Annotated in this window: 11 protein-coding genes; 6 read left to right on the forward strand and 5 right to left on the reverse strand. The window is 70.6% G+C overall.

Going from position 1 to position 13997, the window contains the following annotated elements; genetic code table 11:
• Nucleotides 1-233: 233 nt before the first annotated feature.
• From BLT27_RS05730 to BLT27_RS05740, 3 genes are all read left to right on the forward strand, one after another.
• Complete coding sequence (locus tag BLT27_RS05730; RefSeq protein ID WP_089732083.1) at nucleotides 234-2159, forward strand: CocE/NonD family hydrolase; 1926 nt, start codon at nucleotides 234-236, stop codon at nucleotides 2157-2159.
• 85 nt (nucleotides 2160-2244) lie between these two features.
• Nucleotides 2245-2532 carry a DUF211 domain-containing protein gene (locus tag BLT27_RS05735; protein WP_089732084.1) on the forward strand — a complete coding sequence of 96 codons (288 nt, stop codon included), beginning with the start codon at nucleotides 2245-2247 and terminating at the stop codon, nucleotides 2530-2532.
• A 2-nt stretch (nucleotides 2533-2534) separates the two neighbouring features.
• A complete protein-coding gene (locus BLT27_RS05740; protein WP_217639098.1) occupies nucleotides 2535-3116 on the forward strand; it encodes a VIT1/CCC1 transporter family protein in 582 nt (193 codons plus the stop codon).
• Here the strand turns inward: BLT27_RS05740 and BLT27_RS05745 are convergent.
• Both BLT27_RS05745 and BLT27_RS05750 read right to left on the reverse strand, forming a co-directional pair.
• Nucleotides 3094-5793 carry a cation-translocating P-type ATPase gene (locus BLT27_RS05745; RefSeq protein ID WP_089732085.1) on the reverse strand — a complete coding sequence of 900 codons (2700 nt, stop codon included), beginning with the start codon at nucleotides 5791-5793 and terminating at the stop codon, nucleotides 3094-3096. The two genes, BLT27_RS05740 and BLT27_RS05745, sit on opposite strands and share 23 nt — an antisense overlap.
• Before the next feature lie 217 nt (nucleotides 5794-6010).
• Nucleotides 6011-6775 (reverse strand): cyclase family protein, encoded by a 765-nt coding sequence (locus tag BLT27_RS05750; RefSeq protein ID WP_089732086.1) that lies wholly within the window; start codon nucleotides 6773-6775, stop codon nucleotides 6011-6013.
• Nucleotides 6776-6928: 153 nt separating this feature from the next.
• On the opposite strand from BLT27_RS05750, the gene BLT27_RS05755 reads away from it, so the two are divergent.
• Complete coding sequence (locus tag BLT27_RS05755; protein ID WP_089732087.1) at nucleotides 6929-7834, forward strand: FAD binding domain-containing protein; 906 nt, start codon at nucleotides 6929-6931, stop codon at nucleotides 7832-7834.
• Nucleotides 7831-8346 (forward strand): SRPBCC family protein, encoded by a 516-nt coding sequence (locus BLT27_RS05760; protein ID WP_089732088.1) that lies wholly within the window; start codon nucleotides 7831-7833, stop codon nucleotides 8344-8346. Before BLT27_RS05755 ends, BLT27_RS05760 begins: the two co-directional genes overlap by 4 nt.
• Before the next feature lie 228 nt (nucleotides 8347-8574).
• Here the strand turns inward: BLT27_RS05760 and BLT27_RS05765 are convergent, their stop codons facing one another.
• A complete protein-coding gene (locus BLT27_RS05765) occupies nucleotides 8575-9243 on the reverse strand; it encodes a hypothetical protein (RefSeq protein ID WP_089732089.1) in 669 nt (222 codons plus the stop codon).
• Between the two features lie 131 nt (nucleotides 9244-9374).
• Between BLT27_RS05765 and BLT27_RS05770 the strand changes: the two genes are divergently transcribed.
• Nucleotides 9375-10727, forward strand: coding sequence for an NAD(P)/FAD-dependent oxidoreductase (locus tag BLT27_RS05770; RefSeq protein WP_089732090.1), 1353 nt, complete (start codon nucleotides 9375-9377; stop codon nucleotides 10725-10727).
• A gap of 17 nt (nucleotides 10728-10744) precedes the next feature.
• Here BLT27_RS05770 and BLT27_RS05775 read toward each other — a convergent pair whose 3' ends face one another.
• Both BLT27_RS05775 and BLT27_RS05780 read right to left on the reverse strand, forming a co-directional pair.
• Entirely contained in the window at nucleotides 10745-13195 is a 2451-nt protein-coding gene (locus tag BLT27_RS05775; protein ID WP_089732091.1) for a xanthine dehydrogenase family protein molybdopterin-binding subunit, read from the reverse strand.
• Nucleotides 13196-13741 carry a (2Fe-2S)-binding protein gene (locus BLT27_RS05780; protein ID WP_089732092.1) on the reverse strand — a complete coding sequence of 182 codons (546 nt, stop codon included), beginning with the start codon at nucleotides 13739-13741 and terminating at the stop codon, nucleotides 13196-13198.
• Nucleotides 13742-13997 lie beyond the last annotated feature (256 nt).

Raw genomic sequence — 13997 nt, forward strand, 5'->3', positions numbered from 1 at the left:
ACATCGTAATTAAAACTGTCGTCGTTTCGGACGGCAAATTGGCCGTTGAAGCCGGGAAACGGGCTGTATGACACGTTCGGCCCCCGTTCTGGACAGCACAGAACCCCAACCAGTTACCCCACGGGCCCAGACACGTAGAAACTGAAACTGGTCGCCCCCGTGTGCCGCGAGCCTCGTCGCGCGGGACCGACGGCGGGGTAAGCTATTTGCGGGCCGTGGCGGTGTGTGGGAGCATGACAAACGAATCGCGCTACGCCGTCCACGCCGACCTGAACGTCATGGTACCGACGCGGGACGGGACCCGGCTCGCCACGGACGTCTACCGACCCGCCGACCCCGATACCCGCCAGCCGGTCGACGAGCCACGGCCAGTCATCCTCGACCGCACGCCGTACGACAAGACCGGCGGACGGACCCGGCACGGCGAGTGGTACGCCTCGCGCGGCTACGTCATCGCCATCCAGGACGTGCGCGGCCGCTTCGACAGCGAGGGCGAGTTCGACATCCACGTCAACGAGGCCGAGGACGGCGCGGACACCGTCGAGTGGCTCGCCGAACGGAACTACTGCGACGGCCAGGTCGCCACGCTGGGCACGTCCTACGGGGCGTGGGTCCAGAGCGCGCTCGCCACGCAGGACCCCGACGGCCTCGCGGGGATGTTCGTCAACATGGGCGCGGCCAACGGCCGGGAGAAGACCTTCCGGCACAACGGCGCGTTCGAGCAGCGCTGGCTCTCCTGGGCGTTCACGCTCGGGGCGGGCTTCGCCCACGAGAGCCTCGCCGACCCAGACGTCCAGCAGACCTTCGCTGACGTGGACTTCCGCGAGGTCCTGCGCGACGGTCCGGTCGAACGCGGTGAGACGGCGCTCGCCGAACTCCCGGCGTACGAGGAGTGGGCGTTCGACATCATGGAGACGGGAAGCGCGAGCGACGACCGCTGGCGGAACCCCGGCGTCAACTTCGAGCGCTACTACGACGAGAGCGCGGACGTGCCCACCGTCTACGCCGGGGGCTGGTACGACTCCTACACCGGCGCGACCTGCGACAGCTTCGTCGGCCTCGCGGACCGCAAGGACGCCGACCACTACCTGCTGCTGGGGCCGTGGACCCACCTCGCCCGGCTCCCCGGCGGCCACGACCACAGCGAGCAACTGCTCTTTCCGCCGCTGACGTGGGAGCACCCGACGGCCGGCGACCTCGCGTTCGGGGAGAACGCGACACGGAAGTACCGCGAGACGCGCAAGCGCTTCTTCGACCACTACCTCCGCGGGGAGGACGCCTGGAGCGACCAGCCCCGCGTCGAGTACTTCCTGATGGGCACCGGCGACGGCCACCGGACCGACGACGGCCAGCTGTTCCACGGCGGCGAGTGGCGAAGCGCCGACGAGTGGCCGCCCGCGGGCACGGAGATGACGCGGTTCTACGCCCACGGCGACGGCACGCTCTCCACCGACCCGCCGACGGCGACCGACTCGGCGACGACCTACGAGTTCGACCCCGACGACCCGGTCCCGACCATCGGCGGCAACACCTCCTCCTACCTCACCTACGAGCCGCGCGAGGAGTCCGTCGAGGCGTACCCGCTCGGCGACCGGAACATCGTCGACTTCGCGGGGCGGGGCGGCTACGACCAGCGCACGCACGAGGGGACCTTCGGCGCGAACGAGCCGTACGGCCCCCTCTCGGAGCGCGACGACGTGCAGGTGTTCCGCACCCCGCCGCTGGACGAGCCCGTCGAGATAGCGGGGCCCATCCGCGTCCGCGTCTACGGCGCGACCGACGGCCCGGACACCGACTTCACGGCGAAGCTGATCGACGAGTACCCCGCGAGCGAGGGCTCCCCCGACGGCTACGCGCTCAACCTCTCCGACTCCATCTGTCGCGGGCGCTACCGGGGGTACCGCGACGAGCCGGACCTGCTCGACCCCGGCACCGTCTACGAGTTCTACATGGAGCCGTACGACACCGCGAACCGCTTCGACGCCGGCCACCGCATCCGGCTCGACGTCTCCTCCTCGAACTGGCCGCGCTTCGACGTGAACCACAACACCGGCGGGCCGCTCTACGGCGGCGAGGAGACGCGCGTCGCGGAGAACACCGTCTTCCACGAGGCGGAGAACCCGACCCACGTCGAGCTCCCGGTCCGGCCGACGGAGTGATGGCGACACCGCGGAGCTGGCCGGCGACTCCCACCGGGCCGGAATCGAAGCCACGCTTTTGCCCTCAGCCCCGGAAGGTGCCCCCATGGCTCCCGTCCGCCGTCTCGTCGTCGACGTCCTGAAACCACACGAGCCACCGCTCGTCGAGTTCACCAGACAGCTCTCGGATGTAGAGAGCGTCGACGGCGTCACGTCGTCGCTCATCGAGCTCGACAAGAAGGTACAGAACGTCAAGCTCTCCATCGAGGGCGAGTCCGTGGAGTTCGACGCGGTCGAGGAGACCGTCGAGGGCCTCGGCGCGACGGTCCACTCGGTCGACGAGGTCGCTTGCGGGGAGCAGGTCGTCGAGGTCCGCCGGACCCCGCAGGACTGACCGTGCCCTCGACCTACCAGCGGCTCCTGCGGCTGCTCGGGAAGGAGGACGTCCGCTCCATCGCCCGCCGGTACTTCATCTCGAACGGCTTCGACGGGACGCTCACCAGCATCGGGGTCGTCGTCGGCGCGGTGCTGACCGGGGTGCCCGATGGCATCACGGTCGTGAAGATCGGCCTCGGCGCGGCGGTCGGGCTCACCACGTCGGCCGTCTGGAGCGTCTGGGAGATCGAACGCGCCGAGACGAGCGCGGAGAGACGCCGCATCGAGCGCGCGATGCTCACCGACCTCGACGACACGCGCATCCAGCGCGAGCAGCGCGGCGCGCGACTGTTCCACGCCGTCGCGAGCGGGCTCGGGCCGCTGATCGGCGTGCTCGTCCCCCTCTCGCCGTTCCTGTTCGAGGGGACGGTGTTCAGCATGGCCGAGGCCGCCGTCGTCGGCGTCGCCCTTGGCGTCGGCGTGCTCTCGACGTTCGGCGCGTACATGGGCTCCATCTCGGGGCACCGGTGGTACGTCTCGGCGGCGCGGATGGGGGTCGCGGGGCTCGTCGTCGCCGCCATCAACCTGCTGCTTCCGGGGTAAGTCCGCCGCCCTCGCCGTCGTTGTCATCGTCGTCCTCCTGGTGGCCGGTGTGCCGCCGCACCAGCGAGCCGACGGCGAGCAGCGGGCCGAGGCCGACGAGCAGCGCCGCGCCGATGACGCCCCAGTCGGCCAGCCCGAGGGCGACGGTGCCGAAGTACGCCGAGAGGGGCGTGTACAGCACCGAGAGGTGGAGCAGGAGCGACGCGCCGACGGCGAGCGCGAGCCACCGGTTCGAGACGAGCGGCGTCCCCCGCGACCAGCGCACGACGTACAGTTTCAGGAACTCGAAGACGACGAAGCCGGTGAACACCATCGTCATGGCGTACGGCGTCACGCTGGCCGCGCCGTCGAGCACGTAGACGAGCAGGCCGAGCATCACGACGGTCACGGTGAGTCCCGCACCGCCGATGAACGTGAGCATCTCGCGGTCGATGATACCGGCGGTCCGGCTGCGCGGCTCGCGGTCCATCACGTCGCCGGCGGGGTCGGTGCCGAGTGCGAGTGCCGGCAGGCCGTCGGTGAGCAGGTTGATCCAGAGCAGCTGGACCGCCGGGAGGACGAGGTAGCCGAAGAGCGACGCGATGAACACGAGCGCGACCTCGGCGGCGTTCGCGCTCAGCAGGTACGCGACGAACTTCCAGATGTTGTCGAAGATCTTCCGCCCGCGGCTGATGGCGGTGCGGATGGTCGCGTAGTTGTCGTCGAGCAGGACGATGTCGCTGGCCTGCTTGGCCACGTCGGTGCCGCGGATACCCATCGCGATGCCCACGTCGGCGTTCTTCAGCGCCGGCGCGTCGTTGACACCGTCGCCGGTCATCGCGACGTCGTAGCCCACCGCCTGTAGCGCCTGGAGGATGCGCACCTTGTGGACGGGTTCGGCGCGGGCGAACACGTCCACTGCCTCGACCCGGGCCTGGAGCTCCTCGTCGGAGAGCGCGGCGACCTCGCTCCCGGTCATGACGTCCGATTCGATGCCGACCTCGCGGGCGATGGCGCCCGCCGTGACCGCGTTGTCGCCGGTTATCATCTTCACGCCGATGCCGGCGCGGTGGGTGTCGGCGATGGCGTCCCGCACCTCCCTGCGAGGCGGGTCAAGCAATCCCTGGAGCCCGACGAGGACGAGGTTCTCCTCGGTATCGCCGTCGTCGCTCCGGTCCTTGTACGCGAACGCGAGCACCCGGAGTGCGTCGTCGGCGAACGTCTCGACCTGCTCGCTGACGCGGTCCCTGGTCGCCTGGTCCAGCTCGACGGGGCCGTCAGCGGTGAGGATTCTCGTCGACCGTTCGAGGACCACGCCCGGCGCGCCCTTGACGTACACCACGTCGTCGTGAACGGTCGCCATGCGCTTGCGCTCTGCCGAGAACGATATCTCGTCGACGCGCTCGCGCGCCTCCCGGAGCGCCGCCACGTCGATGCCGTGGTCCGCGGCGGCCGTGACGAGTGCGCGTTCGGTCGGGTCGCCGTCGTCGGCCGTCGCGTCGTTGCAGACTGCGCCGATCTCCAGCAGGAGGCCCACGCGGTCGCCCGTCTCAGCGGCTGCGACCGGGTCGGCGGTGTCTGGCACCTCGCCGCCGTCGCTGGCTGGCTCGGCGGCGGAACCCGTGTCCGCGGTGCCGTCGTCCGACCCGTCAGCGAGGTCGACCGTCTCGTCGGCCACCCAGCCGGCCTGGACGCGCATCTCGCCCTCGGTGAGGGTGCCGGTCTTGTCGGTACAGACCACGTCGACCGACCCGAGCGCCTCGACCGCCGGCAGCGTGCGGACGAGCGCGTTCTCGTCGGCCATCTTGCGCACCCCGAGCGCGAGCGTCAGCGTGACGATGGCAGGCAGTCCCTCGGGGATGGCCGCGACGGCGAGCGAGACGCCCGTCAGTCCGGCCTGCACCCACGACGTGCCGCCGTAGACGAGCACCGGGATGACGATGCCGGCGAGCGCGATGACCGCGAAACCGAGCCGCCGACCGAGCGCGTCGAGGCTACGCTGGAGCGGCGTCTGTGTCTCCGCGGCGGTGAGCAGCTCGGTCGCGATGGCACCGACCTCGGTCTCCATCCCGGTCTCGACGACGACCGCGACGGCGCGCCCCCGGGTTACGCTCGTGCCCCGGTAGACGGTGTTCGAGCGCTCCGCGAGGGGTGTCTCCGCGGGCAGGGTGCCGGGGGACTTCTCGACGGGGACGCTCTCGCCGGTGAGCGCGGCCTCGTCGACCTCGATGGAGTGCGTCTCGACGAGGCGCGCGTCGGCCGGCACCACGTCGCCCTCACTGAGGACCAGCACGTCGCCCGGCACGAGTTCGGACGCGGGGACGGTCCGCTCCGCCCCGCCCCGCCGGACCACGACCTCCGGCGCGGACAGCTCCCGCAGCGCATCGAGACTCTGCTCCGCGCGGTACTCCTGGACGAAGCCGAAGATACCGTTCGCGAGCAGGATGATGGCGATGAGGACGGCGTCGACGGCGTGGCCGACGAGGAGCGAGAGCGCGGCGGCGGCGAGCAGCACCCAGATGAGTGCGCTGGTGAACTGCGAGAGGAACACCCGCAGCGGCCCGCGGGCCGCCTCGGTGTGTATCTCGTTCGGCCCGTGCTCCGCCAACCGCTGTGCCGCTTCCCCGGGGTCGACCCCGTCGGGCGACGAGTCGAGCTCCTCGAACACCGCCTCGACGTCCTCGGTGTGCCACGCCATCTGGTGTCGACTGGGACGACGGGGGCCGGGAAGTTAGGGCTACTGTCGCCGGCACCGCCTGCCCGTCCGGAGAGTTGAGGCCACGTCGGTCGTGACGCCGCAGGCGCGCGCAAACCCGGACCTCCCCGGGCCCTGGCTCGGGTCGGTCGCCCGTCTCGCCCCCGAGGTCGCCGCTCCACTCGTCGAGGGCGACCGCACGCTGGGTCGACACGGCCGCTCAGGCCTCGGTGAAGGCGACGCACCGGGAGACCGAGGACTCGCCGCCGCGGAAGCGCCACGGGAACGTCCCGATCTGGCAGCGCTCGTTCAGCAGCTCCGCGGGGACCTGCGCGTTCTCGACGTGGACGATGCCCTCGGGGAACAGCTCGGTGTGCATCAGCTGGTAGCCCTCCGGCGGGAATATCTCGTCGAGGTCGTCGACGCCGTGCTTCTCGCGGGCCTCGCGGGCGAGTTCGGGGCGCACGTCGCGGATGACCGTGTTCATCGGGTGGTCCGCGCTCCCGCAGTCGAGCATGAGGTAGTTGAGGTCCATCTCCTTGCACCACTCCGCGAACTCCATGTTCGGGCCGGGGTGCTTGCAGAAGAAGGCGTGCGGGTCGGCCGCCTCGCGGTGCCAGGCGTACTCCTGGTAGCCGGTGTGGATGAACAGGATGTCGCCCTCGCGCACGTCGCAGACGTCCTCTATCATCTCGCTGGTGTAGATGTCGTAGTCCCCGACCTCGTCGGAGATGTCGGCGACGACGGCGTCGCCCACGAGTTCGTCGAGCGACATCGACTCGATGTCACGCCCGTGGGCGATGAAGTGCTTCTCGCCGTCGAGGTGTGTCCCCGTGTGGTTCATGAACTCGATCTTCTGGCCGTTGACCTTCTCCGTGTCCAGGCTCTTCTCGTACCAGATCTTCGGGTTATCGTAGGTGGGCCAGGCCGGCGTGTCCTGCGACCACGGCTGCGTCAGGTCGTGCATCTCGTAGCCGTCGAGCATGACAGTGAACCACACGGCGGGAGGTAATGAAAGTTCGCCGCTGCACCGACAAGCGGTGTGCTCACACACGCCAAGATTTAATACGGCGTCCTGCCGTGGTATTGGGTATCGTTCGTCGAACACCGCCCGAGTCGGTCAGTCCCAACAGCCACAATGAAGCCAGCCCAGTTCCAGTACCACCGTCCCACCTCGCCCGCTGAAGCAGTCGAACTCGCGGCCGAGCTGGAGGAGGCAGAGTTCATGGCAGGTAACCAGTCGCTCGGCATCGTGATGTCGAACCGGCTGGCGACGCCCGCGAACATCGTCGACCTGAGCCGCATCGACGAGCTCGACTTCGTCGCGGTCGAGGACGACGCGGTCCGCGTCGGCGCGCTGACGACACACCGCAGCATCTCGCAGTCGACGCGACTCGCCGAGCACGTCCCGATGCTGCCCGAGGCGGCCGCACAGATCGCCGGCCCGAGCGTCCGCAACCGCGGCACCATCGGCGGGAGCCTCGGGGAGGCGGACCCGGCCGGCAACTACCCGGCCGCCCTGGTCGCGCTCGACGGCGACATCACGCTCCGTGGCCCCGACGGCACACGCACGGTCGACGCCCGTGAATTCTTCATCGCCTACATGTTCACCGACATGGCCGAGGCGGAGCTCATCGAGTCGGTCTCGGTGCCACGCGGGCCGTTCCCGCCAGAACGGACCGGGATGGCGTTCGACGAGCTGAAACGTGCTGCACAGACCTGGCCGACCATCTCGGCGGGGGCGTCGGTCCGCGTCGACGACCCCGACGCGGACGCGCCCGTCGTCGAGGACGCGCGCCTCGCGCTGGCGAACGCCGCGGACGTCCCGCTGCACGTCCCCGACGCCGAGGCCGCCGTCGAGGGCGAGCCGCTCTCGGACGCGACGCTCGACGAGGCCGGGGACGCCGCCCGCGAGGCCGCCGAGCCGTCCGAGGAGATGCACGCCGACCGCGAGTTCAAGCTCGACGTGGCGGGGGAGTACGGCCGTCGGGCGCTCGAGACGGCGTACGACCGGGCCTGCGGCACGGGAGGTGAGCCAGCGTGATCGAGTTCGAGGGCGAGTTCGAGCTCGACATGCCGCCCGAGGAGCTGTGGCCGTACTTCACAGACCCCGACGTCATCGCCGACTGTGCGCCCGGCATGAAGGAACTGAAGCAGAACTCGCCGTCCGACCTCGAGGCCGTGATGTCGGTGAAGGTCGGCAGCGTCAGCCCCACGTTCGACGTGGAGGTGACCGTGGTCGAGGCGACGAAACCCTCGACGCTCCGGATGAGCGCGGTCGGCAACGCCAGCCGGAACGCCTTCGAGACGGCCGCACACATGGACCTCCAGCCGACTGAGGCGGGTGGCACCCTCGCGACGTGGACGGCCAGCGCCGAGGTGTCGGGGCTCATCGCGAGCCTCGGCCAGCGCGCGCTCGGCGGCGTCACGACCCGACTCGTCAACAACTTCTTCGACGACCTCCAGGCGACCGCGGAGGAGGGCGAGCCGGCGGAATCGCGGCTGGAGGGGGCCGAGGGCGCCGAGCCGGTGGTCGAGGTCGACGCCGGGGAGTAGACCGCAACCGTCCCGACGGCTCCAGGCCGGTGACTTTTCGACCCTGTGGCTCGGTCTCACGGTCGACGAAGCCGATGTCCGTCGACCTCCGCTACGCCGTCATCGACATCGGCTGCGGTTCCGGGGTGAACGTGGTGCCGCTCTGCGAACCAGTCGGCCGCGTGGGCGCCGTCCCCGGCGTCGAATCCAGCCGGCGGGTGCTCGCCGCCGAGGCCAACCGGGAGCGCCTCAGGACAGCGAGAGCGAGTGCTCCCCTTCCGAGTCGACCCGGAGGAGACACGTCAGTTCCCGCTGCGTGGGCAACTCCACGGAGCCGTCACCGTCGTCCCGCCCGTACTCGACCGTGACGTCGGTCCGGTACTCCCCGGGCGTGGGACAGCCGTCGGTCGGGCCGCGGTAGTACACCTCGTGTCGGACCGTGTGCGACGCACCGGCGGGGACCGCTGTCGGAACCGATGTCGAGATCCGGCTCCGGTAGGCCGTGCCGTCGTCGGCGTCGATGATCCGCCAGCAGCCGTCCCGTCTCGTCGGCTCGCCGCGACGGAGCTGGACGCGACTCGTCGAGGTCGGCAGCAGCAGGAACTCGCCGGGGTCGCCGGCGAGCGGTTCGAGGTACTCGAACGGGGCGGCACCGTGGCTGCCGGGTCGGGTGACGACGTCCGTGGAGCCGGCGTTCTCGATCCGGAACGCGGCGCTGGCCGGTGCGTCGGGCGAGGCCTGTTCGACGATGTCGGCGTGGAACCGGAGCGGGCCGTAGTCCGGGGCACCGGTCGTCCCGGTGGCGCGGGGGTCGTCGGTCGTGTCGGGCGCGTCGTTCGACGCGACGCTGCAGCCCGCGATGGCCCCGGTCACGACGACGGACGCCGACTTGAGGAGCCGCCGTCTGCGGAGGGACATACGATAGCGTGCGACGGTTCCGGCAAGTGCTTTGTCCCGGTTGCGCCCCCGTCTCCGACACAAGCCCCCCAACTGGCCGGACGCTGCGGTTCCGTAACACTATATCCGGTGGCGGCCCTCACCTCGACCGGATGACGCTGGCGAACGTGCCGCGCTACGAGGAGTCGACAGTGGCCCGACAGGGCGACCACGCCGTCGTCGTCGGCGCGAGCATGGCCGGGCTGGTCGCCGCGCGGACCGTCGCCGACGCGTTCGACCGGGTGACGGTGCTCGACCGCGACGCGCTCGCGGACGACCCGGTTCCGCGCCGCGGGGTTCCCCAGGGCCACCAGCCCCACGTGCTGCTCGAGGCCGGGCGGGCGACGCTGGCGGACCTATTTCCGTCCTTCGCCGAGGAACTGCTCTCGAACGGCGGGCTGGTGCTCGACTGGACGCACGACCTGGTCCACTACGAGGACGGCGGCTACCTCGAACCGGGACCGCGCCGCCGGCCGATGTACGCGGCGAGCCGGCCGCTGTTCGAGGCGGTCACGCGGCGGTGTCTGGCGGCGGTCGACGGTGTCCGGCTCCGTCCCGAATGCCGGTTCGTGGACTACCAGCTCGCCGACGCCGGGACGGCCGTCGACGGCGTGGTCGTCGAGTCGGGTCGCTCGGACGGCACCAGCACGCTCCCGGCGGACCTCGTCGTCGACGCGACGGGGCGCACGTCGCGGACGCCGGCGTGGCTGGCCGAGCACGGCTACGAGCGCCCGCCCGAGGAGGAGGTGACGGTGGACGTCCGGTACTCGACGGCGGTCGTCGACCGACCGTCCGCGGACCGGCGAGCCTTCTTCGTCCCGCCGACGGCACCCCGGACCAGGGGCGGCGGCGCGTTCCCCGTCGAGGGCGACCGCTGGCTCGTCACGCTCCAGGGCGTCCACGGCGACGACCCCCCGACGGAGCCCGAGGGACTGCACGGGTTCGCCGACAGCCTGCCCGTCGACCACCTCGCGCGGCTGCTCGACGAGCGCGAGTGGGTCGGCGACGGTGTCGAGAGCTACCCGTTCCCGTCGAACGTGAGGCGCTACTACGAGCAGTTGGACCGGTTCCCGGACGGGCTGGTCGTCCTCGGCGACGCCGTCGCGAGCTTCAACCCCGTCTACGGCCAGGGGATGTCGGTGGCGTCGCTCGAAGCCCTGGTGCTGCACCACACGCTCGCCGACGGTGGCCTCGACGGGCTGGGGGTGCGCTTCTTCGACCGCGCGAGCGAGGTCGTCGACGTGGCGTGGTCGATGGCGGTCGGCTCGGACCTCGGCTACGCGGCGACGGCGGGCTCGCAGTCAGTGGTCGAAGCGGCGTTCACGCGCTACCTCGCCCGGCTGGTCCGGACCGCACAGGACGACGCCACCGTCGCCGACGCCTACGGCCGGGTCGTGACGATGGAGGAGCCGCCGACCTCGCTGCTCAGCCCGGCTCTCGTCGCTCGGGTACTGTCGCCGCGATAAGCGCGTTCCGACCGGTCCTACTCCTCGGCCTCGCGGAGCCGCTTGCGCGCCCGGTGCGCGGTGAACGGCAGGCGGTCGGCGGTCACGCCCAGCGGTTCGAGTGCGTCGTTGATGGAGCAGGCGATGGCCGCGGGGGCGTCTATCATCCCGCCCTCGCCGACGCCCTTCGCGCCCGTCTCGGTGAACGGCGACGGGTGGACGGTGTGTTCCATCTCGATGTCGGGCATGTTCTTCGTCGACGGGAGCAGGTAGTCGAACATGGTGATGGCCTGGGGCTGGCCGGAGTCCTGGTCGTAGCCGAACTCCTCCATGAGCGCCGCGCCGAGGCCCTGTGCGATGCCGCCGTGGGCCTGCCCCTCGACGATCATCGGGTTGAGCATCGTCCCGCAGTCCCGCAGGGTGTAGAACTTCAGCACTTCGACCTCGCCCGTCTCCACGTCCACCTCGACGATCGGTGCGTTGACCGCGTACGCCGCGGTCGGGTACACCGGGTACTTGCTCGTGAGCGCGTCGTCGAACTCCGGGAAGTCGGTCGCGGGGTGCTCGTAGTCGTAGCTGACGCGGGTCCGCCCCTCGTCGTCCAGCGCCGCGAGGTCGGCGAGCGAGAGCGCGTCGTCGATACCGCCAAGCTCGACGCGGCCGTCGCGGTAGTCGACCGCCTCGCGCTCGACGCCCCAGTGGTCGGCGGCGAGCGCGGCGAGGTTCTCGCGCAACCGCTCGCCGACGCCGACGCTCGCTCCGGAGAGCATCACGGCCATGCGCGAGGCCGCGCTGCCGTACTCGGTCGGGGCCTCGACGCTGTCGAGGTAGTCCACCTCGATGTCGCTCGGGAGCAGGCCGAGCTCGTCGGCGAGCAGCTGGGCGACGAGCGTCTGGTGGCCCTGCCCGGAGCTGTCGGTGGCGAGCCAGGCCAGCACCGTTCCGTCGGGCTTCACCTCCGCCCGGAGGTGTTCGGGCAGTTCGGCGACGTCCTCGCGGGTTCGGTTCGCGAGCGTCTCGTCGTCGGTGCGCTGGCGGTCGGTCCAGTCCGAGCCCGAGACGCCCGGCTCGATGAGGACCGCGGTCTGGGTGCCACGGTAGAACCCCTCCTCGCGGCGCTCTTCGACGACCTCGGGGTCGAGCAGGCCGCCCTCGCAGCGCTCGTTCTCGTCGAGTATCTCGCCCATCCGGTCCATCGCGCCGGGGTAGTCCCCGGAGTCGTAGATGTTGCCCGAGGGAATGCGGTACGGCAGCTGGTCGGGCGTGACGAGGTTGCGCCGGCGGAACTCCGTCGGGTCGATACCGAGCTCGCGTGCGGCGTCGTCGACCAGCATCTCCAGCGCGTACTGGTGCGGGTCGACGCCGAAGCCGCGGTAGGCGGTCTGGGCCGTCTTGTTCGTCAGCACGAGGTCGTACTCGTAGGCCACGTCGTCGATGGCGTAGGCGTTCGTCAGCACCGACAGGGGCTTGAGCACCTGGTTGACGGGGTAGTGCGGCCACGCGCCGAAGTCGTCGACGAACCAGACGTCGAGCCCGCGCATGGTGCCGTCGTCGTCGCAGGCCAGGCGCATCTCGTAGGTGCGCTCCGAGCAGTGCATGTCGCCGCCCTGCAGGTTCTCGATGCGGTCCTCGACGAACTTGACCGGCCGGCCGAGCTGTTCCGCGGCCATCGACGCGAGGTTGCAGTACCGGTGGATGGCGATCTTCGTCCCGAAGCTCCCGCCCACGTCGGCGGGGACGTTCAGCTCGACCCGGTCGGCCGGCCGGCCGAGCGTCTCGTAGACGGTGTCGTCGACGAGCGTGTGCAGCTGGATGTTGCAGTCGATGTGGAAACTGTCGCCGTCCTCGTCGTACTGGGCGACGACGCCGGCCGTCTCGAGGGGGACACCGGAGACGCGCCCCCACTCGTACGTGCCCTCGACGACGCGGTCGGCGTCCGCGAACGCACCGTCGGGGTCGCCGAACGTGAGACGCACGTTGTCGGCGACGTTCGACCCGGCGTCCTCGTGGACGAGGGTGTCGGCCTCGCGTGCCGCCATCCCGTCGACGACGGGGTCGAGCGTCTCGTACGTCACGTCGACCAGGTCGGCCATGTCCTCGGCGAGGTAGCGGTCCGCGGCGACGACGACGGCGATTGGTTCGCCGACGAAGCGGGCCTTCCCGTCCGCGAGCGACCACTCCTCGTACCCCTCCAGCCCGCAGGGCTGTGGGTTGTACGACTCCTTCAGGTCATCGATGGTGAGCACGAGCTCGCAGTCGGGGTGGTCCTCGGCCGCACTCGTGTCCACGTCGACGACCTCCGCGTGGGCGTGGACGCTCCGGACGATGGCCATCTCGAGGCAGTTCGGCGGCGTCACGTCGTGGATGTACTCCGCCTCGCCGGTGAGGATGCGCCGGTCCTCGAACCGGCGGACGCTCTGGCCGGTGAACGACCGGCCCTCGAGCTCGCCCCCGGCCTCCTGGCCGGCCTGCGGTTCGGACTCGGACATCTACGCCCCCTCCTCGCCGTCGTCCCGGGCCGGCTCGAGGTCCGCGGCGAGCTTGTCGGCGGCGCGGTCGACCGCGCGGTAGATGTTCTGGTAGCCGGTGCAACGGCAGATGTTGTCCGCGAGCCCCTCCTCGATCGCCTCGCGGTCGGGGTCCGGGTTCTCCTCGAGGAGGGACTTCGTCGCCATGACGAAGCCGCTCGTACAGAAGCCACACTGGAGCGCGTGCTCCTCGTGGAACGCCTCCTGGACGGAGTGGAGTCTGCCGTCCTCGGCCAGTCCCTCGACGGTCTCGACCGCCAGGTCCTCGGCCTGGACCGCGTACAGCAGGCAGCTCTTGACCGTCTCTCCGTCGAGCGAGACGGTGCAGGCGCCGCAGACCCCGTGCTCGCAGCCGACACGGACCCCGTGAAGGTCGCACTCGTTCCTGAGGAAGTCGGAGAGCTTCAGGCGTGGCTCGACCTCCCGGGTCACCGCCTCGCCGTTGACGGTGACCGAGATCTCGCGAGTCGGACGCTCCCCCGAGTGAGGTGTGTCCTCGATACCCATGGTAGATACCATCGTACTTTCGGCGATTCGACCTTAAGCCTTGCCGTGGTTCGCGGTGAAAACATCCCGTTCCGGGCCACCAGCGGCCGTCCCGGCCGTCCGGCGCTCGCCGGTCAGCCGCCGCCGTACACCGTCGTCTCGGGGTGGAACCGGACCTCGCCGGCCACGGTGCCGGAGCGCAGGGGCGGCAGCAGGACGTCGCTGTCGGGGTGGGCTCCGCGCCGGGCGTCCCAGGTGGCGCCCGCGTCCGGTGGTC

Source organism: Haloarchaeobius iranensis (assembly GCF_900103505.1).
Lineage (GTDB): Archaea > Halobacteriota > Halobacteria > Halobacteriales > Natrialbaceae > Haloarchaeobius > Haloarchaeobius iranensis.